Here is a 23488-nt window from a genome sequence, read left to right as displayed (position 1 = left end):
GCAAGGAATGGGCATGACTGCACGAGCCGAACAGCGCGTCTCGCACCGCCGCCGCAGCACCAGAAGGCGGGCGGTGATCGCCGGGGTCTCCGCGCTCGGCATCACGGGCGCGGCGATCGTCACCACCACGATGCTGTCCACCGCGGGCGCCGCCTCCTCCTGGCCCGAGGACACCGGCAGCAAGCCGGTGTCGAAGACCATCCCCGTCTCCGGTGTCTACGACGGCGAGATGAAGAAGTTCTACGGCACCGGCGCGCTCGGCGGCGACAGCCAGGACGAGGGCCAGGACCCGGTCTTCGAACTGGCCGACGGCGCCACCCTGAAGAACGTGATCATCGGCACCCCGGCCGCCGACGGCGTGCACTGCAAGGGCAGTTGCACGCTGCAGAACGTGTGGTGGCTGGACGTCGGCGAGGACGCCGCCAGCTTCAAGGGCAAGTCGGCGAACTCCGTCTACACGGTGTACGGCGGCGGCGCGAAGAACGCCCATGACAAGGTGCTGCAGTTCAACGGCGCCGGCAAGCTGGTCGTCACCAGGTTCCGGGTGGAGAACTTCGGCAAGCTGGTGCGCTCCTGCGGCAACTGCTCCACGCAGTACAAGCGGACCATCATCATCAACGACGTGGACGTCACCGGCCCCGCCAACTCGATCGTGGGCATCAACCAGAACTACGGCGACACGGCCGCGCTGCGCAAGGTCCGCATCCACGGCGACAGCGGCAAGAAGATCAAGACGTGCACGCGCTTCCAGGGCAACAACAAGGGTGACGAGCCCAAGGAGCTCGGGTCGGGTCCGGACGGCACGTACTGCCGCTTCACCTCCGCGGACATCAGCTACCAGTGACACCACCCCTGTGCTCTGCCGGCCACCCCCCGGTCGGCAGTGAGCCGGTCGAGCCCCCCTCGGCCGGCTCGGCGCCGGACTGAGCCCCCACTCGGCCGGCCTGCCGAACGCCCCCGCCGGTGACGACCGGCGGGGGCGTTCCCGTGCCCGGTCGCCGGGTCACGGGCGGCTGCGGGCCGCGTGCCCGTCAGGCGGGTGAGGCGGTGACCGACTCCAGCCAGGCGAAGACCTCGTCCTGCATGCGCCGCGGGAAGGCGTGCCCGACGCCCGGCCAGGTCTCGGTGCGCAGCCGGTCGGCGGCGCCGACGGAACTCCACACGGCGCGCAGTCGGGCGTAGGCGGCGCGGACACCCTCGGCGGTGAACAGCGGATCCTGTGCACCGCCGAGGAACAGCATGGGCTTCGGCGCGGCGATGCTCGCCACGTCGGGCAGGTCCAGGTGCCGGGCGAGCCCGGGGTGGAGCATGTGGAAGGCGGACTGTCCGCGCAGGGCGTTGCCGCCGGGAGCCATCATCTCCTTCAGGCCGGTCATCCAGCACACGCTCGCCGCCGCCGCGACGTGGTCGCTGAGCGCGGCGACCTGCCAGGCCCGGAAACCGCCCATCGAGAAGCCGAGGGCGGTGACCCGGCGCGCGTCCACCCGGTCCAGGCCGGCGAGGAAGGCGGCGGCCCGCTGGTCCTCGCGGGCCAGCAGCCCGGCGAGCGAGGAGCCGAGGTGGAACAGCGTGCTCGCCAGGGCCTGCTGCCGCGCGTACTCCAGGGGCTCGCGCTCTCCCCAGCCGAGCGCGTCCAGGCACAGCACGACATGGCCGCGACGGGCGAGTTCGTCGCCCACGAAGCGGCCGTCGAAGTGCCGGTCGGCCCACTCACGGGCGGAGGGGAGCCGGGTGGCGTCGTACCAGGGCCGTACGGCCTTCTCCTTGCCGATGTCGAACCGGGAGCCGTGGTCGTGCAGGAGCAGCACGGCCGGGAAGGGACCGGTGCCCCGCGGGGTGAGCAGGACACCGCGGACCCGGGCGTAACGGGTCAGCGATACGGTCACCGACTCCCGTGTGCCGTCCGGCGTGTGCGACCGACCGGTGAACTCGGCGGCGAACGGCGTGCCGTCCTGGGGCGGGACGATCAGCAGCTCCTCCACCTTGGCCCGGGCCATCCGCCGCCAGGTCTCGAAGTCCCGGACCGGCGAGGCGCCCCAGGCCAGCGGAAAGGTCAGCTCCTCCTTCAGCCGCGGGTGGAAGGCGGGCAGGTCACCGGGTGCGGGCATACGGCCGCCAGTCGCCGAGGTACTCCTCCCGGGTGTGGGACGCGGCCTCGGCACGGGTGAGCTGGGGCCGGTTCTCGGGCACGGTGATCACGGCGCCGGGGCCGGTGTTGCGGTACTCGGCGAACCGCTGCTCCTGCCAGGGATGGCCGCTCGCCATATTGGTGTAGGGCGCGACCGCGTCGATGCCGGACCCGAGGTGCGTGTCCCGGACGACGAGGGACGGGCGGGCGGTGGGGTCGGAGCTGGGCACCCAGGGGCGGGCCAGCTTGTAGTAGCCGTCGGGGGCCTCGCTGCTGATCCTGCTCCTGGTGACCAGGTAGCCGCGCGGGTTGGCGCCGGCCGTGGAGGGCGCGAAGACGAACCCGTGCGGGGCACCCGCGAGATCGGTGCGGATCAGGGTGCGGAAGTGGCAGTGCTCGAACACGGCGGTCGCCCGGCCGAAGACGAAGTCGACGTCGCCCTCGGCATAGCAGTGGGAGAAGTACTGGCGGGCGAAGGTGCCGAGCGCCGTCGAGTCGGCGTACAGGGTGTCCTGGTGGCCGAGGAAGCGGCAGTGGTGGAAGGCGCTGCGGTCACCCTGCACCTTGACGGCGACGGCCTGGGTGCCGGAGAAGCCCGGGTGGTCGGCGCGCAGCCAGTCGTTGGCGAAGGTGATCCGGTGGGCGGTGAACCCGTCGGGCCTGAGGGTCGTGGTGGCCGAGCCGGAGGTGCCGTAGGTGCCGCCGCCGGGTTTGGGGGTGCCGGCCGCGTTGTCGTAGACGATGACGACGTCACGGGGGTCGCCGGAGGCGCCGAGCCAGGTCATGTCGGTCCGGTCGGCGTCGACCGACACCGTCTCCCGGTAGACGCCCGGTGCGATGACGAGGGTGTGCCCGGGACCGGCCGCGGCGGTGACGGCGGCCTGCACGGTGGTGAAGTCACCGGCGCCGCCCGGGTGGACGTACAGCGTCCTGGGTGTCAGTCGCGCGGCCGGTGAACCGTACCGGCCGAACGGACGCCGGCCGGCGGCCTGCGCGGGCGGCTGCGCCAGGGTGAGCGCGGCGCCCGCGGAGGCACCGGCGGTGAGCAGGAATCCCCTACGGGACAGGGGCATGGGGTGCTCCTTCGCTACGGGCCGGGGCGGGTGCGGTGACCGAACACGCACCGCCCCGGCCGCCTCCAGGTGGACGATTCAGCGGATACGGCCCGCGCCGGCACCGGACTTGACCAGTGCCGGGACCGCCCGCACCGGGTGCACCTGGGCGCGCAGGGCGGGTGTCCAGCCGGCGCCGGAGCGCAGGGTCTCCTCGGGGATCTCCGCGTTGTGCACGGCGATCAGGTCGGTGCGCCTGCCGTTGACGAGGTTGTTCGCGGCGGTGAGCGGTGAGTCGTTCCACCGCTTGAGGATCTTGGCCGGGCTGATGCCCTCGGGCAGGGTGAACGCGTTGTGCTCGGCGACGAGCTGGGACTCCTTGCCGATGCCGAAGCTGTAGGCGTAGGTGTCGTCGGCCACGAAGTGGTTGTTGTAGACGTCGACCTGTCCGAAGCGGACGCGGGGCGCGCGCTCGACCAGGTTCTTGAAGAGGTTGTGGTGGAAGGTCACCTTCAGCCTGCCCCGGTCACCGACGGCGGTGGACTCGCTGTCGCTGTTGCCGATGAGGATCGTCTTGTCGTGCTCGGTGAAGACGTTCCAGGAGGCGGTGACGTAGTCGGCGCCCCGGACGATGTCCAGTTCGCCGTCGTGCTGCTGGTACAGCATCCCGAAGTAGGTGGGGGCCTCGCTGTCGGGGTGCTCGCCGTCGGTGAAGGTGTTGTGGTCCAGCCACACATGGGTGGAGCCGTGGACGACGGCGGTGTCGTACTCGGAGTTCCAGTTGCCCTTGTCGCCGTCGGTCGGGTCCCACTGCGGGAAGCAGTCGATGGGGCTCTCGAGCGTCAGGTTGCGGATGATGACGTTGTCGACGCCCTTGATCTGCAGGCTGGCGCCCTTGATCCCGGCGTCGCGGCCGAGGCCGACGATGGTGGTGTTGGCGGGGATGTTCGCCTTGATGGCCGCGTCCTGCCGTGCGGCGGAGGCCCTGCGCAGCCCCTCCGGGCTGTCGTCGGGCTCGGCGCTGAGGTCCTGCTCGAGCCCCCAGGTCTCCGGTGCGTACTTCTCCAGGTAGGCGTCGAAGTCGTACCCGGGCGCGGCGAACGCCTCGCATCCCTCGGAGACCGCGTCGATGGTCCCCTTCACCTTGATGATCTTCGGCGCGTCTCCGCCGTCCGCGAGGGCCGCCTTGAACCCGGCCCAGTCGCTGACGGTGTACACGTGCTCGGCGTCGGCGGCGGCACCCCCGGTGGTGCCGGTTCCGTGGGCCGCCCACCCGTCGTTCGCGCCCAGGGTCTGCCGGCCCAGGTCGCGGGAGGGGGACGGGTGGGTCTGGGCGGCGGTGCCGGTCAGGCCCAGAACGAGGGCGGTGCAGCCGACGACCGAGAGGACTCTTGTGGCATGCCCATGCCATTCAGGTCTGTTCATGATGCGGCTCTCTTTCTTGAAGACGTGAAGGTCAGGGGGTGTCAGGCGGTGGCCTCCGGCCAGGTGATCCACGACTCGGGGATCACGTCGTCCAGCCGGCGCACATCACGTGACCCGAGCACCTGGGTGCGCACGAGCTCCCGGGCGGCCATCCGGGCCACGGCGACGGCCCCCGGCGGATTGAAATGCGTGTTGTCCTGCTCGGTCGCCGTCCAGTTGAAGTACTTCGTGCTCTCCTCGACCCCGAGTTCCTGCCACAGGGCCAGCGACAGCACCTGCACATCGAGCAGCGGTACCCGCTCCTCCCGCGCCAGCGCCCGCATGGCCGCGGGATACTCCCCGTGACTGGGCAGGGCGGTCCCCGCGGCATCGAACCGCCGCCGCTCCACAGGGGTGGCGAGCACGGGCCGAGCCCCACGGGCCCGGGCCCCGTCGATGTACAGCCGCAGATACTCCTGATACGTCGACCAAGGCTCGGTGTACCGAGCGGGATCGGCCGCCTTCTCGTCGTTGTGCGCGAACTGGACGACCAGCAGATCCCCCTCCCGAATCGCGGAGAGGATCACATCGAGCCGCCCTTCATCGACGAAGCTCTTGGAACTCCGCCCATTGACGGCATGATTGGCGACCTGCACGTCCCGATGCAAAAAGAACGGCAACGCCATTCCCCACCCGGTCTCGGGAGCGGCATCGGCGTATTTCTGCGCGGCGGTGGAATCCCCGGCGATGTAGAGCGTGCGGGACTTACGACCGGGGCCGGCATGGGCGGTACCGGTCGTGGCAAGGGCGAGAGGAACGGCGAGACCTGCGAGGGCTACTTGTCTGCGGCCAAGAGACACGAGGCTGTACCTTCCGAGAGAGGGCCAGGGAAGCGCCCCTCAGGGGCGCGGGGAACTGCGCGACCAGCCAGGGACGACCCGCAGCCCGAAGACAACAGGCCGCCCCACGGCGAATCCGACCGCAACTCACCCCATCTGCTGATCCCACTCCGCCTGAGCCTCGTTCAACTGCTCGGCCAACGTGTCCAGGAATTCCTTCGCGCTCAAATCCCCGTTGAGCACCTTCTGGAAGTTCGGCTCGTTGTCCGCCTTGGAGATCGTGTTCCAGTCCGGCAGGTAGTACGGCAGCTGAACGATGTTCGTGGAGCCATCACTCAGCGCATCCGCAGCCAGCTTCGTCGGCTCCGCCTTCTGGATCCACGCGTCCTTCGCCGCGTCCGAGTTCGCCGGCACCTGCCCCGCCGACTCGTTGAACTTCGAGTTCGCCTCGTGCGAGGTCGCGTACTCGATGAACTTCCAGGCGGCCTCCTTGTTCTTCGAGCTCTTGAACAGCCCGAGCCCGTCCACCGGGTTGGAGACCTGCACCCGCTTGCCACCGGGCCCCGTCGGCTGCGGAATGCCCCGGAACTTCTCCGTGCCCAGCGCCTTCACATGGTCCTGGTAGGAGCCGAGGTTGTGGTTGAGCATGCCGATCGTGCCGGAGTCCCACTGCGCGACCATCTTGGTGAAGTCGTTGTTCAGGTCGGCTGCGGGAGTGACCTTCTTGTACAGGCCCGCGTACTTCTCCAGCGCCTCGACGTTCTTCGGGTCGTTGACCGTGGTCTTCTTGCCCGAGGAGTCCCAGAACGACGTGATGCCGGACTGGCCGTACATCGCGTCCAGCGCCTGGGCGATGGAGCCCGCGCCACCGCGGATGGTGTAGCCGAACTCGTTCTTGCCCTTGTTGGTCAGCTTCTCCGCCGCCTCGAAGAAGCGGTCCCAGGTGGTCGGCTCCTCGAGCCCCGCCTTCTCGAACAGGTCGGTCCGGTAGTACAGGACGCCGTTGTTCGCCGAGGTCGGCAGGGAGTAGAGCTTGTCGTCGCCCCCGCCGGCCGCGCGCAGCGACTCGACCATGTCCTTGTTGAGCTTGCCGTTCAGCGGAGACTTCTCCAGCCGCTCGTCCAGCGGGTCGAGCGCGTTCTGCGCGGCGAAGCCCGCGAGCATCGCCGCGCCGACGCCGCCGACGTCCGGCAGGCCGCCGCCCTGGATGGCGGTGTCGACCTTGGACTGGTACTCGGTGGAGGCGATACCGACGTACTCGACGTCGATGTCCGGGTTGGCCTTCTCGAAGTCGGCGATGACTTCCTTCCAGATGTCGGTGCGGACACCGCCGTTGTTGTCCCAGAAGACGATCTTGCCCTTGCCGCTGCCCTCGGCGCCCTTGTCGCCGCCCGCCCCGCTGCCGTCGTCGCCGCAGGCGGTGGCGGTCAGCGCGAGCACGGCACCCAGGGCGACGGCGGCCGGGACGCGGCGCCTGCCTGTGCTGCTTCTGCGATTGCTGATGTTCATGGGTCGGCTCTCTTCTTCTGGATCCAGCGAACGAGGTGATCGAGACGTGCGAGGTCGTGCGAGATGACGTGCTGTTCACGTGGGGGGAGTCAAGGGGTGGTCCCGATCCGCTCCTGCGGACCGGAGAACCGCTGCACCAGCGCCGGTACGGCGGGCGCCGGGTCGAGCCGGTAGTCGTAGAAGTCCCGTGGGTCGAAGGCGTCGCCCCACTCGTCGTGCCGGCCGGTGGTGTTCACGGTGATCGAACCGCGCTCCACCAGCTCGGCCGTCGCGTCGGCCTGATAGGGGTGCTGGACGTCCCGGTAGTAGCTGTTCTCGACGACCATCCGGGTCGCGCCCCGCGCCCAGTTCCCGTACGTCCACACGGGGTCGCCGGGGTCGGCCTGGGCGGTCAGGTAGTTGTTGTAGAGGTGCGCGTAGGCCACGTTGTCGACGGACGGGTTGCGCTGCTTGGTGTTCGCGAACCAGTTGTGGTCGATGGTGATCTGCGTGCGGACGTTGTCCGTCCAGCCGATGCCGAAGGTCTTGTTGTTGTCGGTGAACCGGTTGTAGGAGACGGTCACGTACTCGCTGTCCTTGCGGATGTCGAGCTGACCATCGCAGATGTTCGAGAAGCGGTTGTGGTCGATCCACACGTGGTGGACCGTGTCCATCTGCACGCCGTCGAAGTCGGTGTCCTTGCAGTCCCAGTTGCCCTCGATCGCGGAGTCCCGGATCGTCAGGTTGCGGATGATGACGTTGTGGGTGCCGGGGTTCAGGCGGAGCTCCCCCTGCACCAGCTCACCGCCGGTGCCGACGCCGAGGATCGTCTTGTGGGACGCCACGGTGATGTGCGCGCCGAACGGCTGGGCGGTGATGGTGCCCGCGACGCGGATGACGTACGGCTCCTCGGCCGCCGCGTACCGCTGAAGCGCGGCCTGGTCGGTGACGGTGACGATCTTGCCGCCCGCGCCGCCGCTCGTGCCGCCGGCGAGCGAGGCGAACCCGTGCGGGGTGTCGCTCCAGCGCCCCGCCCCGTCCCCGGCAGTCCCGGCGCCCGGCGCGGCGTCGGCCTGCCCCACCAGCCCCAGCCCCAGCGCGGTCACGAGACCGAGCACCGCGGCCACCACCCTGCCCCGGCCGGGACCGGCGACCGGTCCCGCCATCGGCAAGCGCTTGCCTCGGAGTTGCGTCATTGCGGCTCCCAACGGGCTGACAGACGAAGGTGATTACGAAGCGCTGATCCTGAACCGGGTGAACGTCGCCGCGCCGGCGTGTCCCTGGCCGGTGGGCGCGAGGGCGAACAGACCGAGCAGCGCACCGACCCAGCGCCACGGAGTGGCGGCGAAGACCTGCCCGGAGGGACGGCAACCGTCCCCGGTGTCGCAGGAGAAGCGGCAGCGCGCCCCGGCGCCGATGTCGATCCGCAGCCGGGCCCGGCCCTCGGGAGCCGGCCGCGGACGATCCGCGTCCCGCTCCTGCTCGGCGACCGCCTCGGCGAACCGGTGCACCAGGTGCACGGCGCCGTCCTCGCCGCGCTGGAGCCCGATCCAGGAATAGGCGTCCCCGAGGACCGCGAGTCCGGCGCGCGCCCCGGGCTCCTCGCTGTCCAGCCGCAGCTCCACCTCGACCGTGCAGGGCATGCCGGGCAGCCGCTGGGTGAGCACGTTGGGCAGTTTCCGCAGGTCGTGCGTGTCGGCCGAGCGGACACAGCCGAGCCGGAGGCCGTCTCCGGAGTGCTGGGTGGTCCAGCCGTCCCGGGGGTTGGCCGTCCACTGCCACTGCCGGCCGTGGCGTCCGCCGGGGAAGTCGTCGTCGGTGGCGGGCGCGGCGGGCGGCTGCGCGGGCAGGTCCGGGCGGCGGTGTTCGGTCACGGGGGCTCCTGCGTCCCCGAGGACCGGCCAGCCGTCCTCGCCCCACCGCATGGGCTGGAGATGGACGACCCTGCCGTACGCCCCGCGCTGCTGGAAGTGCAGGAACCAGTCCTCGCCGGACGGGGTGCGCACCCAGCCGCCCTGGTGCGGCCCGTTGACGTCGGTGTCCTTCTGCTCCAGGACGACCTTCTCCTGGTACGGGCCGAAGAACTCGCGTGCGCGGAAGGCACCCTGCCAGCCGGTCTCCACTCCCCCGGCGGGCGCCAGGATCCAGAACCAGCCGTCGTGCCGGTAGAGCTTGGGGCCTTCCAGAGTGAACCAGCCGGGGATGCGGTCCGCGTCGACGATCACCTTGCCCTCGTCGAGGAGTTCGGTGCCGTGCGGGTGCATCCGGTGGCCGGTGAGGCGGTTCTTGACGCCGGAGCGGGACCTGGCCCAGGCGTGCACGAGGTAGGCCTCGCCGGTCTCGTCGTCCCACAGGGGGCACGGGTCGATCAGGCCCTTGCCGGCCTTCACCAGATGGGGGCGGGTCCACGGCCCCCTGATCTCGGGCGCGTTGACCTGGAAGATGCCCTGGTCGGGGTCGCCCCAGAAGATCCAGAACCGGTCGTCGTGATACCGGAGCGACGGGGCCCACACACCGCAGTCGTGCCGGGGTGTCGTGAACTCGCTCTCGGGTTCCAGGCGTTCCAGGGCGTGCCCGACGAGCGTCCAGTTGACCAGGTCGCAGGAGTGCAGCAGCGGCAGCCCGGGGGCGCGGCCGAAGCTGGAGGCGGTCAGGTAGAAGTCGTCGCCGACGCGGACGACGTCCGGGTCGGACCAGTCGGCGTCGAGGACCGGGTTGCGGTAGGTGAGGTCCCTCTGCTCGGCGCTCATGGGCTCACCGCCTTGCGGGCCAGGGCCGCCGCTTCGTCCCGGCCGAGGCGGCCGTCGGCGACGACGGTGACGATCCGGCGGACGACGGTCTCGCCGGGCGGGACCGGCAGGCGGGCCTCGTGGGCGAGGGAGGAGCCGACGCCCGGGTACTCCGCGGTGCGCACGAACCAGGGGTCGCGGCGGGTCGCCTCGGTGGCGCCGGCGAAGACCAGCGTCCAGGTCGAGCCGGCCAGGGCGATCCAGTCGGCGGTGCGGCCGTGCGCCTCGCTCTCGCCCTCGGTGTCCGCGGTGAAGACGTCCGGTGCGGCGTGCTCCTTGCGCGCCCGCCAGAAGAAGCCGCCGTAGGCGGCGCCGGGGCGGCCGTTGGTGGCGGGGCTGCCGATCGAGAGGGGCTGACCGGTGACGTTGGTGAGGGAGAAGGTGAGGTCCAGGGCCCAGGCGGTGCCGCTGAGTTCCGTGGCCGCGACCGTGCGGCGCTCGCGCAGCAGCTCGCCGGGGGCGGCGACCCAGCGCAGCTCCTCGACGAAGCCGTCGGGGTCGCGCAGCTGGAAGGAGCTGTGCCGCTGGGAGCCGTGGTTGTCGAGCTCGGTGGGGCCCTGGTCGCGGACGTAGGTGCGTCCGCCCCAGAAGTTGTGCCCCTCGACGTCGGGAACGGCGACACCGACGCCGAGGTGGTGGGTGTGGTCGGCGGGGCTCAGCTCGGTGACCGTGGTGCCGGCCAGGGTGGTGACGGGGTGCAGATAGGGGCGCGGGGAGAGCCGGGTGGGCAGCTCGGGCCGGGTGACGTACCGGCCGACCGGTCGGCCCGCGACGCGCAGGACCGGGGAGTCGTTGCCGGTCATGGGGTGCTCACCGCCTTCGGCAGCTGCTGGGTGCGGCGCGTCCACGGGGCGCCCAGCTCGGAGTAGAGGGACAGGGTGTCGGCGGCGGCCGCGACGAGGCCGTCGATGCCGGGGACGACCCGCCGGTTCTCGCCGGGGACGCGGTGCCAGGTGCCGGCGGGCAGCGGGGCGGGGTCGGGGGCCTGCCGGATCGCCTCGACGACCTTCATGAAGGCGCCCGTCTCCTCGGGGGTGACGAGGAGGTCCGCGCCGGTGGTGAGGTGGGCGACGAGGTTCTCCAGCAGGTCGGTGCGGCCGTACTCGAACTCCTGCGGGCCGTGGTCCGCGCGTTGCAGCAGCAGCCGGTCCTGCTTGTACCAGAAGGTGATCCGTCCGCTGGTGCCGTGCACCAGGACGTACGGTTCGTCGGCGCGCTCGGCGCACAGGGTCGCGGCGACGGTGACCGGCCGGCCCAGGGCGGTGGTGACGCGGACGCAGGAGGTGTCGTCGGACTCGATGTCGTTGGCCCGCAGCAGCTCGGTCTCGACGCGGGTGACGTCCTCGGCGCGGGTGCTGCCGCCGAGGGCGAGGGCGGTGGCGACGGCGTGGGCGAGGGGGTTGGTGAGCGCCCCGTCGATCACGTCGACGCCGTTCAGCCGGCGCCGGCCCGCCCAGGGTGCCCGGCGGAAGTAGTCCTCCGTGCGCACCCAGGCGCCGGCTCCGCCGATCCCGACCGGGGTGCCGATGGCGCCCTCGGCGACCAGGTCGCGGATCGCGGGCACGGCGTGCGAGCCCAGCGACTGGAAGCCGATCTGGCAGGCGACGCCGGCCGCGGCGACCCCGTCGGCCATGCGCCGGTACTCGGCGTAGGAGGGCGCCGGGGGCTTCTCCAGCAGGAGGTGCACACCGCGCCGGGCGGCGGTGAGGGCGAGGTCGGTGTGGGTGGGGATCGGGGTGCAGATCACCGCGACGCGGGCGCCGGTGGAGTCCAGCAGGGCGCCGAAGTCGTCCGACTGGGCGGGGAGTTCGCCGCCGAACTCGTCCTCGGTGAGCGGGGTGAGCTCACAGATGCCGACGAGGCGGACGAGCCCCTCGGCCTCCAGGCGCCGGATGTTCTCGACGTGCCAGCGGCCGTGGCCGCGGGCACCGGCGAGGACGACGGGGACGGGCGTGGTGGGTGCGGCGGACGCGACGGGTGTGCTCATCGGATCCTCCTCGCTCCCGCGCCGCGGGCCCCTTCGCGGCCGGGGCCGCGGAGCAGTCCGGCCGGGGCCGGGGCGACGACGGCGTGGCGCTCGCTCATCCCTTCACCGCCCCCGCGCTGAAGCCGGTGATGAGCCACTTCTGGATGAAGGCGAAGACGACGACCACGGGGACGGCGGCGATGATGCCGCCCGCGGCCAGCGCGCCGAGGTCGACGCTGTCGGCGCTCATCAGGGTGTTCAGGCCGACCGGGATGGTCTGCTTCTCCTGGTTGTTGAGGAACATCAGGGCGAACAGGAAGTGGTTCCAGGAGTGCACGAAGGCGAAGGAGCCGACAGCGATCAGTCCGGGCCGCAGCAGCGGCAGGACGACCACCCGGAACGCCCTCATCCGGTTGCAGCCGTCGACCCAGGCGGCCTCCTCCAGGGAGTACGGCACGTTCTTGATGAAGTTGCTGATCAGGATCATCGACAGCGGCAGCTGGAAGACCGTCTCGGCGATGATGACGCTGCCGAGGGAGTTGATCATCTGCAGTTCGGCGAAGATCTCGAACAGCGGCACCAGCAGCAGCGCGCCCGGCACGAACTGGGAGCACAGCAGCGCCAGCATGAACGCCCGCTTGATCCTGAAGTCGAACCGGGCGAGGGCGTAGCCGCCGGCCAGGGCGACCAGCGTGGTCATGATCAGGGTGGCGACGCCGACCAGCACGCTGTTGTAGAAGAACGTGCCGAAGGACCGGTCCGTCCACACCTTCTCGAAGTGCTCGAAGGTCATCGGCCAGGGCACGAGCGAGGTCGAGCCGGCCGGGCGGAGCGCGAAGAGCAGGATCCAGTAGAAGGGGATGAGGGTGAACAGCAGGTAGATGCCGAGGGGGAGGTAGATCTGCCAGCGGGGCGCCTCGTCCCAGGCCCGGTGCCTCTTCCTCGCCGGGCGGGGCGGTACGGGGGCGGCGTGCGCGGGGGCGGGGGCGGCCGGGACGGCCTCTTTGGTGATCACTTGCTTTCGCCTCCGAACTTGCTCAGCCGCAGATAGACGATCGAGCAGAAGAGCAGAATCACGAACGCGACCGTGGTGAGGGCCGACGCGTAGCCGAAGTTGTGGGCGTCGACGGAGGTGTTGGCGATGTACAGCGGCAGGGTCGTGGTCTCGCCCGCGGGCCCGCCGCCGGTCAGGGTGTAGAGCAGGTCGACGTTGTTGAACTCCCACACCGCGCGCAGCAGCGTGGACAGGATGATGGCGTCCTTCAGATGCGGCAGGGTGATGTGCCAGAACTGCTTGATGCGGCTGGCCCCGTCGACCTCGGCGGCCTCGTAGAGGTCCTTCGAGACGGACTGGAGGTCGGCGAGGATGAGGATCGCGAAGAACGGCACACCGCGCCACAGGTCGGCGACGATCGCGGCCCAGAACACGGTGCCGGTGTCCGACAGCCAGCTGGTGCCGTAGGAGCCGATGCCCATGTCCGCGAGGTAACGGGTGATGCCGGTCTGGGAGTTGTAGAGCAGCACCCAGATCGCGGAGGTCAGCACGCCGGAGACGGCCCACGGGGAGAAGACCAGGGCGCGGCCTATGGCCCGGCCGACGAAGGTCTGGTTGACGATGAGGGCGAGCGCCAGGCCGAACAGCAGCTGGAGGCTGACCTCGACGAAGACCCACTTGGCGCTGAAGACGAGGGTGTCCCAGAAGACCGGGTCCTCGGTGAAGGCGTGGACGAAGTTGTCGAAGCCCGCGTAGCCGTTCCGCCACGGCTTGGTGGGGTTGTAGTGCTGCAGGCTGTAGTAGAAGACGCTGATGACCGGGTAGGCGATGAAGCCCAGCATCAGCAGGGCGGCAGGACCGATCAGCAGATAAGGAAGCCTGCGGGGCGTGGCGGAGGCACGGCGCCGCCGGGGTGGCGCGGGCGGTTTCGCCACGGCTGCGGCTTGGGCCATGACTGTTCTCCGTTCTCGGTACGTCGTGCGGGGCGGTGCGGAGTGGTGCCGGGCGGTGCGGGGTGAAGCGTTTTCCGAAGCTGCGGGCCGGGCTCCTCCGAGGGGGCGGGCGCGGGTCAGCCGGCGTACGGGTCCTGCACCCGGCCGGGCCGGGCGAGGAACTCGAAGTCGCAGCCGGTGTCGGCCTGGGTGATCTGGTCGAGGTACAGGGCGCCGTAGCCGCGCTCGTAGGGCACGGGCGGTGGTGTCCACTCGGCCCTGCGGCGCTGAAGCTCCTCGTCGTCCACGTCGAGGTGCAGGGTGCGGTTCTCGACGTCGAGGGTGATCAGGTCCCCCGTGCGCACCAGGGCGAGCGGCCCGCCGACGTACGACTCGGGGGCGACGTGGAGTACGCAGGCGCCGTAACTGGTGCCGCTCATCCGGGCGTCGGAGATCCGCACCATGTCGCGTACGCCCTGCTTGAGCAGGTGGTCGGGGATGGGCAGCATGCCGTACTCGGGCATGCCGGGACCCCCCTTGGGGCCGGCGTTGCGCAGCACCAGCACGCTGTCGGCGGTGATGCCGAGGGACGGGTCGTTGATGGTGCGCTGCATGGTCCTGTAGTCGTCGAAGACGACCGCGGGACCGGTGTGCTCGAGCAGGTGCGGCTCGGCGGCGATGTGCTTGATGACGGCGCCGTCGGGGCAGAGGTTGCCGCGCAGCACGGCGACTCCGCCCTCGCTCGCGACGGGGTTGTCCCGGGTGCGGATGACGTCGTCGTCGTGCACGCGGGCGCCTGCGAGCTGTTCGCGCATCGTGTCGTGGGAGACGGTCGGCCGGTCCAGGTGGAGCAGGTCGGTGATGCGGGAGAGGAACCCGGGCAGTCCGCCCGCGAAGTGGAAGTCCTCCATCAGGTACGTCTGGCCGCCGGGCCGTACGTTGGCGAGCACGGGGACGGTGCGGGCGATGCGGTCGAAGTCGTCGAGGGTCAGCTTCACCCCCGCGCGGCCGGCCATGGCGATCAGATGGATCACGGCGTTGGTGGAGCCGCCCAGGCCGAGAACCGTCGTCACCGCGTCCTCGAACGCCTCGGCGGTGAGGATGTCGCTCAACGTGCGGTCGCGGTGGACCAGTTCGACGATGCGCAGTCCGGCCGCGGCGGCCATCCGGTCGTGCCCGGAGTCGACGGCCGGGATGCTGGAGGCGCCGGGGACGGTGACGCCGAGGGCCTCGGCGGCGGCGGTGAGCGTGGAGGCCGTGCCCATGGTCATGCAGTGACCGGGAGAGCGGGCCAGGCCGCTCTCCAGCTCCTGCATCTCGCAGTCGCCGATGAGTCCGGCCCGCTTGTCGTCCCAGTACTTCCACATGTCGGTGCCCGAGCCGAGGGTCTCGCCCCGCCAGTGGCCGGGCAGCATCGGCCCGGCGGGCACGAAGACGGTGGGCAGGTCCACCGAGGCGGCGCCCATCAGCAGCGCCGGGGTGGACTTGTCGCAGCCGCCCATCAGCACGGCCCCGTCGACCGGGTAGGACCGCAGCAGCTCCTCCGTCTCCAGGGCGAGGAGGTTGCGGTAGAGCATGGGGGTCGGCTTCTGGAAGGTCTCGCTGAGCGTGGAGACCGGGAACTCCAGCGGGAAGCCGCCCGCCTGCCAGACGCCCCGCTTCACCGCCTGTGCGCGGTCGCGCAGGTGGACGTGGCAGGGGTTGATGTCGGACCAGGTGTTGAGGATCGCGATGACGGGCTTGCCCAGGTGCTCCTCGGGCAGATAGCCGAGCTGGCGGGTGCGGGCGCGGTGGCTGAAGGAACGCAGCCCGTCCGTGCCGTACCACTGGTGGCTGCGCAGCTCCCGCGCGGGCTTGCGGGGGGCGCTCATATGGACCACCCCGCGGCGATGGCGGCGACCTCGGCGCGCTCGCTCTCGGGCAGCGGCCTGCTCGGCGGGCGCACCTCGCGGCGGCACAGCCCGAGGGAGGCGAGGGCCTCCTTGACGACGGTGACGTTGTTGGCGGAGCCGTTGGCGGCGCGCAGTTCCTCGAAGCGGCGGATCTGCTCCCAGACCTTCATGGCGGCCGGGTAGTCCCCCGCGCGCAGCGCCTCGATCATGTTCAGCGAGACGGACGGGGCGACGTTCACCAGCCCGGAGGTGAAGCCGGTGGCGCCCGCCGAGAAGTACGACGGCGCGTACGGCTCGGCGAGCCCCGCCACCCACACGAACCGGTCGAGTCCCGCGTCCCGGGCGAACGCGGCGAACCGCGCCGCGTCCGGCACCGCGTACTTCACGCCGATGACATTGGGGCAGGCGTCGGCGAGTTCGGCGAGGCGGGCGCCGGTGAGCTGGGCGTTGCGGATGTAGGGGACGACGCCGAGCTCGGGCACGGCCTCGGCGATGGCGCGGTGGTAGTCGACCCAGCCGCTCTGCGAGACGTACGGGTGGACGGGCTGATGGACCATCACCATCTGTGCGCCGAGCTCCCGGGCGTGGTGCGCGGAGGCGACCGCGGTGGGCACGTCGTGTCCGACGCCGACCAGGATCGCCGGGCCCTCGCCGGCCTCCTCGACGGTCAGCTCGGTGACCAGCCGGCGCTCCTCGGGGGTCAGGGCGTAGAACTCGCCGGTGTTGCCGTTGGGGGTGAGGGTGGTGACACCGCCGTCGAGGAGGCGCCGCAGCAGGGCCCGGTAGGTGCCGGGGTCGACGGAGCCGTCCTCGGCGAACGGGGTCACCGGGATCGCCACCACGTCGGCCAGGGCGGCCCGCTGGGTCTCGAACGTCGCTGTCATGCCTGACCGCCTTCTTCCCGGGCCTGGTGGGCGGCCCGGGGTTCCGGGGCCTGAGGGGTGTCGATGTCCGCCTCGGGGAAGGCCCGTCGCACGAACGACGCGATGTGGGAGTGCAGGGCGCGCGCCGCGCCGTCCGCGTCGCCGCCGAGGGCGAGCCGCAGGATCTCGCGGTGCTCGCTGGCCTCCCGCTCCCAGGAGGGGTCGGCGGCCCAGGCGACGGCGGAGACGAGGGCGGCCTGGTCGCGGACCTCGTCGAGCATCCGGCCGAGCAGCGGGTTGCCGCACGGCAGGTACAGCGCGCGGTGGAACTCGCGGTTGGCGAGGGAGCGTTCGGCGGTGTCGGTGGCCTCGTCGGCGCGGGTCAGCGCGTCACGGGCGGCCTCGAGGGAGGCGCCGCGCCGCACCGCGCGCTTGAGCGCCTCCGGCTCAAGGAGCAGTCGCACGTCGTAGACCTCGCGCGCCATGTCCGCGTCGACCATGCGCACCGTGACGCCCTTGTACTGGCTCATCACCACCAGACCGGTGCCGGCCAGGGTCTTGAGCGCCTCGCGCACCGGGGTCTTGGACACCCCGAACTGTGCGGCGAGCTCGGTCTCGACGAGCGCCTGGCCCGGCGTGAGCCGGCCGGTGAGGATGCGGCGTTTGATCTCCTCCAGCACGTACTGCGTGCGGGAGGGGATCGGCGTGGGCACAGAGGTCATGCGCGCCTCTCGGATCTCGCGTATCGCGTCTCATATATGACGTACGAAGTACGACGCGATGACCGTAAGAGCGCCCCTGTGTTTCGTCAATGCTTCCGGCAGAGAAAGAGCAAGCGTTTTCTACGAGGTGGTTCCGCCGGTGTCCGGTTCGGGGTCTACGCCCAGTGCGGGTCCCGTCCGCTCAGGCCGATCGCGCGGTCCAGCAGCGGGGCGCCGGAGGGCACGGGCACGACAGGCCCGAAGATGCCCTCGCCCCGGTCGCCCTCGGCCGCGGCGGCGGCCAGGAAGTCGTGCGCCATCCGGAGCGCGGCGGGATCGGGCGCATAGCTCTGGCCCGTGGCGCGGGCCAGGTCCCAGCCGTGGACGACCAGTTCGTCGACGGCGACGGCACCGGCGACCTCCCCCGGCAGATCCACAGCTCCCGCGCGGGTCATCCCGGTCCAGGCCGCCGGGTCCCGCCACGCCTCGGCGAGTTCGTCGAGCACCTTGGGCAGCTCCTCGCGCCACCCGGGACCGATGTCCGGCACGGCGGCCCCGGGGCTGGTGTCGGTGGTCGGCCCCAGATCCTTGCGGGCCGCGTCCCGGAAGGCGACGGACAGCCCGAGCAGGTGTCCGAGGATGTGGCGCACCCGGTACTCCGGGCAGGGCGTCCGGTCCCCCAGTTGCTCGTCGGTGACGCCCTCGGCGAGCCGGGCGACGACCTGCGTCTGCGGTCCGAGGTCGAGGGTGGTGCCGGTGTCGGTCATGCGACTGCTCCTCAGCGTCTCGTCAGGCGGGTCCTGGAAGGAAGACCGATCCCGGCCCGGAAACTCATCGCTCGCCCGGCCCCCGTCTAAGGCACCTGCCGGATCCGCTCGACCGGTCCTTAGCCCCACGATGACCAGGCATGACGACGATGACGAAGTGGACCGTGGTGCGCGTCCTGCGGGACCGCAACGCCGGTCTCTATCTCGCCGGAGTCGTGGTGTCGGGCTTCGGCACCTCCGCGCTCTGGCTGGCCTCCGGCGTGTGGGTCAAGGACCTCACCGGCTCGGACGGTCTCGCCGCCCTGTGCATGCTCGCGATGTGGGCACCGACCCTGGCCGGCCCGCTCCTGGGCACCCTCGCCGACCGCGTGCGCCGCAAGCCGCTGCTGATCGGTACGAACCTGCTGCTGGCCGCGCTGCTGCTCACCCTGTTCACGGTGGACTCGCCGGAAGCCCTGTGGCTGCTGTTCGCGGTGCTGTTCGTGTACGGCGCGGCGGGCGTGGTCCACGACGCGGCCGAGTCGGCGCTGGTGGCGACCGCCGTGGACCGCTCGCTGCTCGGCGACTTCAACGGGCTGCGCATGACCGCCACCGAGGGCATGAAGCTGCTGGCCCCCCTCGCGGGCGCGGGCGTCTACGCGGCGTACGGCGGGGCGAGTGTCGCCCTGCTGGACTCGCTGACCTTCGTCGTCGCCACGGTGCTGTACGCCTGCCTGCGGGTACGCGAGGAGCGCCCCGCACCCCCGGCCGGGGGCAGGCGCGGCCGGACCGCCGAGGGCGTCCGGTACCTCCGCTCGCATCCGGTGCTGCGCCCGCTGGCCCTGGCGGGCGGCGTGACGATGCTGTGCGCGGGGCTGAGCGGGGCGCTGACCTACGCAGTCGTCGAGGACCTCGGCCGCTCCCCCGCGTACGCGGGCGTGCTGTACGCGGTGCAGGGCGCCGGTTCGGTGGTGATCGGCCTGTGCTCGGGCCCGGCGCTGCGGCACCTGGGCGAGCGTCGTCTCGCGGCCTGGGGCATCGCCCTGCTGGCCGCGGCGGTGGCGCTGCGCGCGGTACCGGACGACGTCTTGGCACTGGCGTGCAGCGCGGCGATCGGCGCGGGCCTGCCGGCGGTCCTGATCGCCACGCTGACGGCGGTGCAGCGCGAGACCCCGGGCACGCTGCTGGGCCGGGTCACCGCTACGGCGAACACGGTGGTGTTCACGCCGAATGTGGCGGGACTGGCGGCGGGTGCGGCGTTGGTGGAACTGACCGACCACCGCCTGCTGTTGGTCTTGCTCGGACTCGCCCTGCTGGCAACGGCAACGAGGCTGGGCACAGGGGCAGGACGACGGATCCAGCCCAAGGGGCGCGGAGCTGTATAGATGTGCGGCTCCGCCGCGCGGGCGCGACCAGCCCCCACGCACCCGCAGCTAATGACGACCCAACGCCACCCTCACCGCATCCAGGTCCCCGTCCGAAGCCAGCCCCGCGTGGTACAGCCGCAGTTCCGTCGCCCCCAGCCGACACGCCTCCACAGCGTCCTCCGCCAGCGTGCCGGGACTACCCCCCATCCCGGAGACAACGGTGAGGTTCGCCGCGATCACAGGCCCGTCCCGAGCCTCCCGGGCAAACGGCGCGACCGCCCCCGCACCCCCCGTGCACGGCACGACCACCCCGTCCGCCACGGACAGAATGTGCGCGGGATCCACCCCCGCATTCGCCCCGCAGTGATACGACACCGGGTCCGCGTGCAACAACACCCGGAACCCCTCGGGCGCGGCCTCCCGCACCGCCCTCACGGCGGCCTCCTGAAGCGAGCGAGCCGTGGCGTCACGCCACGCACGCGTGCCGCCCGCCGTCTCAGCCCCGAGCAGCTTCTCGACCCCCGTCCACCCCCCGTCGGACGGCGCCCCTCGCCACACCGGTTCCAGAGCGGAGCGCACCGCGTCGGCCAGCGCCTCCGGATCGAGCCCTTGCCGGCCGTACCCCTCCCGGCAGGCCGGACAGAAGCACAGCGACATCAGATACTGTCCGGCGTCCCCGAGCCCGACCCCCGCCGTCTTGTCGTGGGCGTGCAGATGCGCCAGCCCGTACCAGCCCAGCGACTCCAGTTCGGTGCCGCGCGCCCCGGGCCGCACGGCCGCCTCCGCGGCCAGGTCGACGAGGTACGCACGCGTGGCGGGCTGCGCGATGCACGGCGCCCACGGATAGCGGTCGCCGTAGGCGTTGACCACCGAGGTGTCCGGATGCTCGGCCCCGAGCCGGGAGTTGTGCGCCAGCACGACCCACGTGTGCACCTCGAGACCCGCGCCCGCGAGGGCGTCCGCGGCCTCGCCGAACGCGTCGCCGGGGGCCCAGTCACCGGCGGGGTACGGGCGCAGCGTACGTCCGCTCCAGCGGTCACCCGGCGGATACAGCACGGCGGCGTGCTCGGCGGTGACGACGCGATGGCGCGGATGGCGCGGGGTCAGAGCGCGCGTGGAGTGATAGGCGGAGGCGAGCGTCACCTGCGCCACGCCGAGCCCGGCGATCCGCGCGGGGGCGTCGGGGTCGCCGTTGACGTCCCAGGGATAGACGAAGGCCGAGGCTCTCATGCGCCCGGTCACATGCCCTCCTCGAGCAGCGCGTGTCCCCGCTCGATCAGCTGAGCGAGCTGCTTGACATGATCCTCGGCCGGCTCGGCGAGCGGCGGCCGGACCTCGCCGACGTCGAGTCCGCGCAGCCGCACACCTGCCTTGACGAGGGAGACGGCGTACCCGTGGCCCTGGGCGCGCAGTTCGGCGAAGGGCCGGTAGAAGCCGTCGAGCAGGCGGCGGGTCGTGGTCTTGTCGCCGGTGCGCAGCGCCCGGTGGCAGGCGAGGGCGAGTTCGGGGGCGAAGCAGAAGACGGCGGAGGAGTAGAGGGTGATGCCGAGGCCGCGGTAGGCGGGCTGGGTCAGTTCGGCGGTGGGCAGCCCGTTGAAGTAGAGGAAGTCGCCGGGGGCCTCGGTGCGTTGCGCGCTGACGATGCGCTGCATCAGGTCGAGGTCGCCCTGGCCGTCCTTGAGTCCGATGACGCCGTCGGTGCGGGCGAGTTCGACCACGGTGTCCGGTGTGAAGAGGGCGTTGTCGCGCTGGTAGACGACGACGGGCAGGTCGGTCGCCGCGGCGAGTTCCCGGTAGTGCCGCAGCAGTCCGTGCTGGGGGGCGCGGACCAGGTAGGGCGGCAGGGCGAGCAGCCCGTCGGCGCCGGCGCGCTCGGCGAGGCGGGCGTAGTGCACGGCGAGCGCCGTGCCGTAGCCGGCGCCGGCGACGACCGGGACGCGCCCCTCGGTCGCCTCCACGGCCGCGCGCACGCAGGACTCGAACTCCTCGGGGGTGAGCGCGTGGAACTCCCCGGTGCCGCAGCAGGCGAACACGGCGGCGGCCCCGGCCTCCACGCCGCGGCGCACATGGAGGCGGTAGGTGTCGAGGTCGACGCTCCCGTCGGGCCCGTAGGCGGTGACCGGGAAGAACAGCGGCCCGCTGGGGATACTGAGCCTGGCGGCGAGAGGGGCTGGGGTCACAAGCTCTCCCTGGTCCATATCCTTGATTGGCGTCTATATTTCTGAACCACTCCACGCTAAGCCGCCACCAGGAGGCCGGTCAAGCGCGCGAACCCGCGCCAGACCAGCGGATTTCGACGTTCCACCACGCGGCGACCACCCTTGACGGGCCGCGGCCCGACTCCTTAGCGTGTCCACGAATATGAATGCCGTGCAGCCTTGTGCACGGCTGGCGATGCAAGGAGATCCGAGGATGCCCGCTCCCCGCACCGTTCTGCTCACCGGCGCCGCCGGCGGACTCGGCACGCTGATGCGGGACCTGCTCCCGGACCACGGCTACGACCTGCGCCTGCTCGACCTGCGCCCCATCGACGGCGAGCCGGGCGCGATCGTCGCCGACCTCGCCGACAAGGACGCCCTGCGCGAGGCGGTCCGCGGCGTCGACGCGATCATCCATCTCGCGGGCATCTCCCTGGAAGCCCCCTTCGAGAAGATTCTCAAGGCGAACATCGAGGGCACCTACAACCTGTACGAGGCGGCCCGCGAGGAGGGCATCGGACGCATCGTGTTCGCCTCCTCCAACCACGCGGTGGGCTTCACGCCCCGCCCCCAGGGCGCCGACCCGCTGATCCCCGTCGACACCCCGCACCGCCCCGACACCTTCTACGGCCTGTCCAAGTCCTTCGGCGAGGACCTCGCCCAGTTCTACTGGGACAAGCACGGCCTGGAGACCGTCTCCGTGCGCATCGGCTCCTGCTTCCCCGAGCCGACCAGCGTGCGCATGCTCTCGGTGTGGATGAGCCCCGCCGACGGCGCCCGCCTCTTCCACGCGGCCCTGACCGCCGAGAACGTCGGCCACACCGTCGTCTACGGCTCCTCCGCCAACACCCGCCTGTGGTGGGACCTGACCTCCGCGCGCGCGCTCGGCTACGACCCGCAGGACGACTCCGAGCCGTACGCCGAGAAGCTCATCGCCGAACAGGGTGACCTGGACCCGGCCGACCCGTCCCACGCCTGCCTCGGCGGCCACTTCGTGACCGACCCCCCGATCTGGCCGCACTGACCGAAAACGATCGCGAGGGGAAGCGGGCGGGCACGAAACGGGCTCGCCCGACCGCATCTCCGGGCATCGCTCGAGAAGCGGTCCGGCAGCACCCCAGGGGCGCGGGGAACTGCGCGACCAGCCACGACGCACCCGCAGCCACTCCACGACCGCCTCCCGCCCCGCACCTCACCCCCACGCCCGAACGGGCACACCCGGGCACCATCACCTCCGTAACAGACCTGGTCACCACCACACCCCCGCTGTAGAAATTCCCTCACGAGCCCGAACGGGCAGCACTGCAGAGGAAGGGCGGGTGACGACATGACCAGAACCGCCGAAGAACGCCAACGCGAGATCGTCCGCATGGCGCGAGCCACCGGCTCCGTGGACGTCACCGCACTCGCCGCCGACCTCGGCGTGGCCAAGGAGACCGTCCGCCGGGACCTGCGCGCCCTGGAGGACCACGGCCTGGTCCGCCGCACCCACGGCGGCGCCTACCCGGTGGAGAGCGCCGGCTTCGAGACCACGCTCGCCTTCCGCTCCACCAGCCATGTCCCCGAGAAGCGCCGCATCGCGGCCGCCGCCGCGAACCTGCTCGGCGACGCCGAGACCGTCTTCGTCGACGAGGGCTTCACCCCCCAGCTCATCGCCGAGGCCCTGCCCAGGGACCGACCGCTGACCGTGGTCACCGCCTCCCTGCCGGTCGCGGGCGTACTCGCGGAGACCGGCACGATCTCGGTCCTGCTGCTCGGCGGCCGGGTCCGTTCGGGCACGCTCGCCACCGTCGACCACTGGACGACGAAGATGCTCGCCGGCTTCGTCATCGACCTGGCGTACATCGGCGCCAACGGCATCTCGCGGGAACACGGTCTGACCACGCCCGACCCGGCGGTCAGCGAGGTCAAGGCGCAGGCGATCCGGGCCGCGCGGCGCACCGTGTTCGCGGGCGTGCACAGCAAGTTCGGCGCCGTCAGCTTCTGCCGGTTCGCGGAGGTCGGCGCGCTGGAGGCGATCGTCACCAGCACCCTGCTCCCGGCGGCGGAGGCCCACCGCTACTCCCTGCTGGGGCCCCAGGTTCTCCGGGTCTGACAGCCCCCACACCTGCACATCCCCTCACGGGCGC

The 23488-nt window shown here is 71.5% G+C and carries 21 protein-coding genes; 4 read left to right on the top strand and 17 right to left on the bottom strand.

Features of this window, described 5'->3' with window-relative positions; all coding sequences use genetic code 11:
* Nucleotides 1-13: 13 nt before the first annotated feature.
* A complete protein-coding gene (locus tag AB0412_RS32865; protein WP_366406259.1) occupies nucleotides 14-844 on the top strand; it encodes a pectate lyase in 831 nt (276 codons plus the stop codon).
* Nucleotides 845-1031: 187 nt separating this feature from the next.
* On the opposite strand, the gene AB0412_RS32860 is transcribed toward AB0412_RS32865, so the two are convergent.
* The 15 genes from AB0412_RS32860 to AB0412_RS32790 all read right to left on the bottom strand — a co-directional run bounded on the left by AB0412_RS32860 (nucleotide 1032) and on the right by AB0412_RS32790 (nucleotide 17815).
* The gene (locus tag AB0412_RS32860) at nucleotides 1032-2108 is read right to left on the bottom strand and encodes a dienelactone hydrolase family protein (protein WP_366406258.1); all 1077 of its coding nucleotides are present in this window, start codon (nucleotides 2106-2108) and stop codon (nucleotides 1032-1034) included.
* A complete protein-coding gene (locus tag AB0412_RS32855) occupies nucleotides 2092-3201 on the bottom strand; it encodes a pectinesterase family protein (protein ID WP_366406257.1) in 1110 nt (369 codons plus the stop codon). Before AB0412_RS32855 ends, AB0412_RS32860 begins: the two co-directional genes overlap by 17 nt.
* A gap of 78 nt (nucleotides 3202-3279) precedes the next feature.
* A complete protein-coding gene (locus AB0412_RS32850) occupies nucleotides 3280-4605 on the bottom strand; it encodes a pectate lyase (RefSeq protein ID WP_366406256.1) in 1326 nt (441 codons plus the stop codon).
* 41 nt (nucleotides 4606-4646) lie between these two features.
* Nucleotides 4647-5444, bottom strand: a complete 798-nt coding sequence (locus tag AB0412_RS32845) for a rhamnogalacturonan acetylesterase (protein WP_366406255.1) — start codon at nucleotides 5442-5444, stop codon at nucleotides 4647-4649.
* Nucleotides 5445-5570: 126 nt separating this feature from the next.
* Complete coding sequence (locus AB0412_RS32840; protein ID WP_366406254.1) at nucleotides 5571-6932, bottom strand: sugar ABC transporter substrate-binding protein; 1362 nt, start codon at nucleotides 6930-6932, stop codon at nucleotides 5571-5573.
* A gap of 89 nt (nucleotides 6933-7021) precedes the next feature.
* The gene (locus AB0412_RS32835; RefSeq protein WP_366406253.1) at nucleotides 7022-8107 is read right to left on the bottom strand and encodes a right-handed parallel beta-helix repeat-containing protein; all 1086 of its coding nucleotides are present in this window, start codon (nucleotides 8105-8107) and stop codon (nucleotides 7022-7024) included.
* Between the two features lie 33 nt (nucleotides 8108-8140).
* Nucleotides 8141-9661, bottom strand: coding sequence for a glycoside hydrolase 43 family protein (locus tag AB0412_RS32830; protein WP_366406252.1), 1521 nt, complete (start codon nucleotides 9659-9661; stop codon nucleotides 8141-8143).
* Nucleotides 9658-10503 (bottom strand): PmoA family protein, encoded by an 846-nt coding sequence (locus tag AB0412_RS32825; RefSeq protein ID WP_366406251.1) that lies wholly within the window; start codon nucleotides 10501-10503, stop codon nucleotides 9658-9660. Before AB0412_RS32825 ends, AB0412_RS32830 begins: the two co-directional genes overlap by 4 nt.
* Nucleotides 10500-11687, bottom strand: a complete 1188-nt coding sequence (locus AB0412_RS32820) for a Gfo/Idh/MocA family oxidoreductase (protein ID WP_366406250.1) — start codon at nucleotides 11685-11687, stop codon at nucleotides 10500-10502. The genes AB0412_RS32825 and AB0412_RS32820 overlap by 4 nt, the downstream gene beginning before the upstream one ends.
* A 94-nt stretch (nucleotides 11688-11781) precedes the next feature.
* Entirely contained in the window at nucleotides 11782-12681 is a 900-nt protein-coding gene (locus tag AB0412_RS32815) for a carbohydrate ABC transporter permease (RefSeq protein ID WP_366406249.1), read from the bottom strand.
* On the bottom strand, nucleotides 12678-13613 hold the full coding sequence (locus AB0412_RS32810; RefSeq protein ID WP_366406248.1) for a sugar ABC transporter permease: 936 nt from the start codon (nucleotides 13611-13613) through the stop codon (nucleotides 12678-12680). Before AB0412_RS32810 ends, AB0412_RS32815 begins: the two co-directional genes overlap by 4 nt.
* A 116-nt stretch (nucleotides 13614-13729) precedes the next feature.
* Nucleotides 13730-15463, bottom strand: a complete 1734-nt coding sequence (gene araD, locus AB0412_RS32805; protein WP_366406247.1) for an L-arabinonate dehydratase — start codon at nucleotides 15461-15463, stop codon at nucleotides 13730-13732.
* On the bottom strand, nucleotides 15460-16368 hold the full coding sequence (locus tag AB0412_RS32800) for a dihydrodipicolinate synthase family protein (RefSeq protein ID WP_366406246.1): 909 nt from the start codon (nucleotides 16366-16368) through the stop codon (nucleotides 15460-15462). The genes araD and AB0412_RS32800 overlap by 4 nt, the downstream gene beginning before the upstream one ends.
* Nucleotides 16365-17069 (bottom strand): GntR family transcriptional regulator, encoded by a 705-nt coding sequence (locus tag AB0412_RS32795; protein WP_366406245.1) that lies wholly within the window; start codon nucleotides 17067-17069, stop codon nucleotides 16365-16367. Before AB0412_RS32795 ends, AB0412_RS32800 begins: the two co-directional genes overlap by 4 nt.
* A 155-nt stretch (nucleotides 17070-17224) precedes the next feature.
* Nucleotides 17225-17815 (bottom strand): TIGR03086 family metal-binding protein, encoded by a 591-nt coding sequence (locus tag AB0412_RS32790; protein WP_366406244.1) that lies wholly within the window; start codon nucleotides 17813-17815, stop codon nucleotides 17225-17227.
* Nucleotides 17816-17955: 140 nt separating this feature from the next.
* Between AB0412_RS32790 and AB0412_RS32785 the strand changes: the two genes are divergently transcribed.
* The gene (locus AB0412_RS32785; protein WP_366406243.1) at nucleotides 17956-19179 is read left to right on the top strand and encodes an MFS transporter; all 1224 of its coding nucleotides are present in this window, start codon (nucleotides 17956-17958) and stop codon (nucleotides 19177-19179) included.
* 48 nt (nucleotides 19180-19227) lie between these two features.
* Here the strand turns inward: AB0412_RS32785 and AB0412_RS32780 are convergent, their stop codons facing one another.
* Entirely contained in the window at nucleotides 19228-20391 is a 1164-nt protein-coding gene (locus tag AB0412_RS32780; protein WP_366406299.1) for a hypothetical protein, read from the bottom strand.
* An 8-nt stretch (nucleotides 20392-20399) separates the two neighbouring features.
* The gene (locus tag AB0412_RS32775) at nucleotides 20400-21341 is read right to left on the bottom strand and encodes a 5-dehydro-4-deoxyglucarate dehydratase (protein WP_366406242.1); all 942 of its coding nucleotides are present in this window, start codon (nucleotides 21339-21341) and stop codon (nucleotides 20400-20402) included.
* Nucleotides 21342-21573: 232 nt separating this feature from the next.
* On the opposite strand from AB0412_RS32775, the gene AB0412_RS32770 reads away from it, so the two are divergent.
* Nucleotides 21574-22383, top strand: coding sequence for an NAD(P)-dependent oxidoreductase (locus tag AB0412_RS32770; RefSeq protein WP_366406241.1), 810 nt, complete (start codon nucleotides 21574-21576; stop codon nucleotides 22381-22383).
* A gap of 303 nt (nucleotides 22384-22686) precedes the next feature.
* Complete coding sequence (locus AB0412_RS32765) at nucleotides 22687-23454, top strand: DeoR/GlpR family DNA-binding transcription regulator (RefSeq protein ID WP_366406240.1); 768 nt, start codon at nucleotides 22687-22689, stop codon at nucleotides 23452-23454.
* Nucleotides 23455-23488 lie beyond the last annotated feature (34 nt).

The organism is Streptomyces sp. NPDC052012 (assembly GCF_040689265.1).
Classification (GTDB): Bacteria; Actinomycetota; Actinomycetes; order Streptomycetales; family Streptomycetaceae; genus Streptomyces.
The sequence above is the reverse complement of the archived record's forward strand: the minus strand, read 5'-3'. Positions and strand labels throughout refer to the sequence as shown.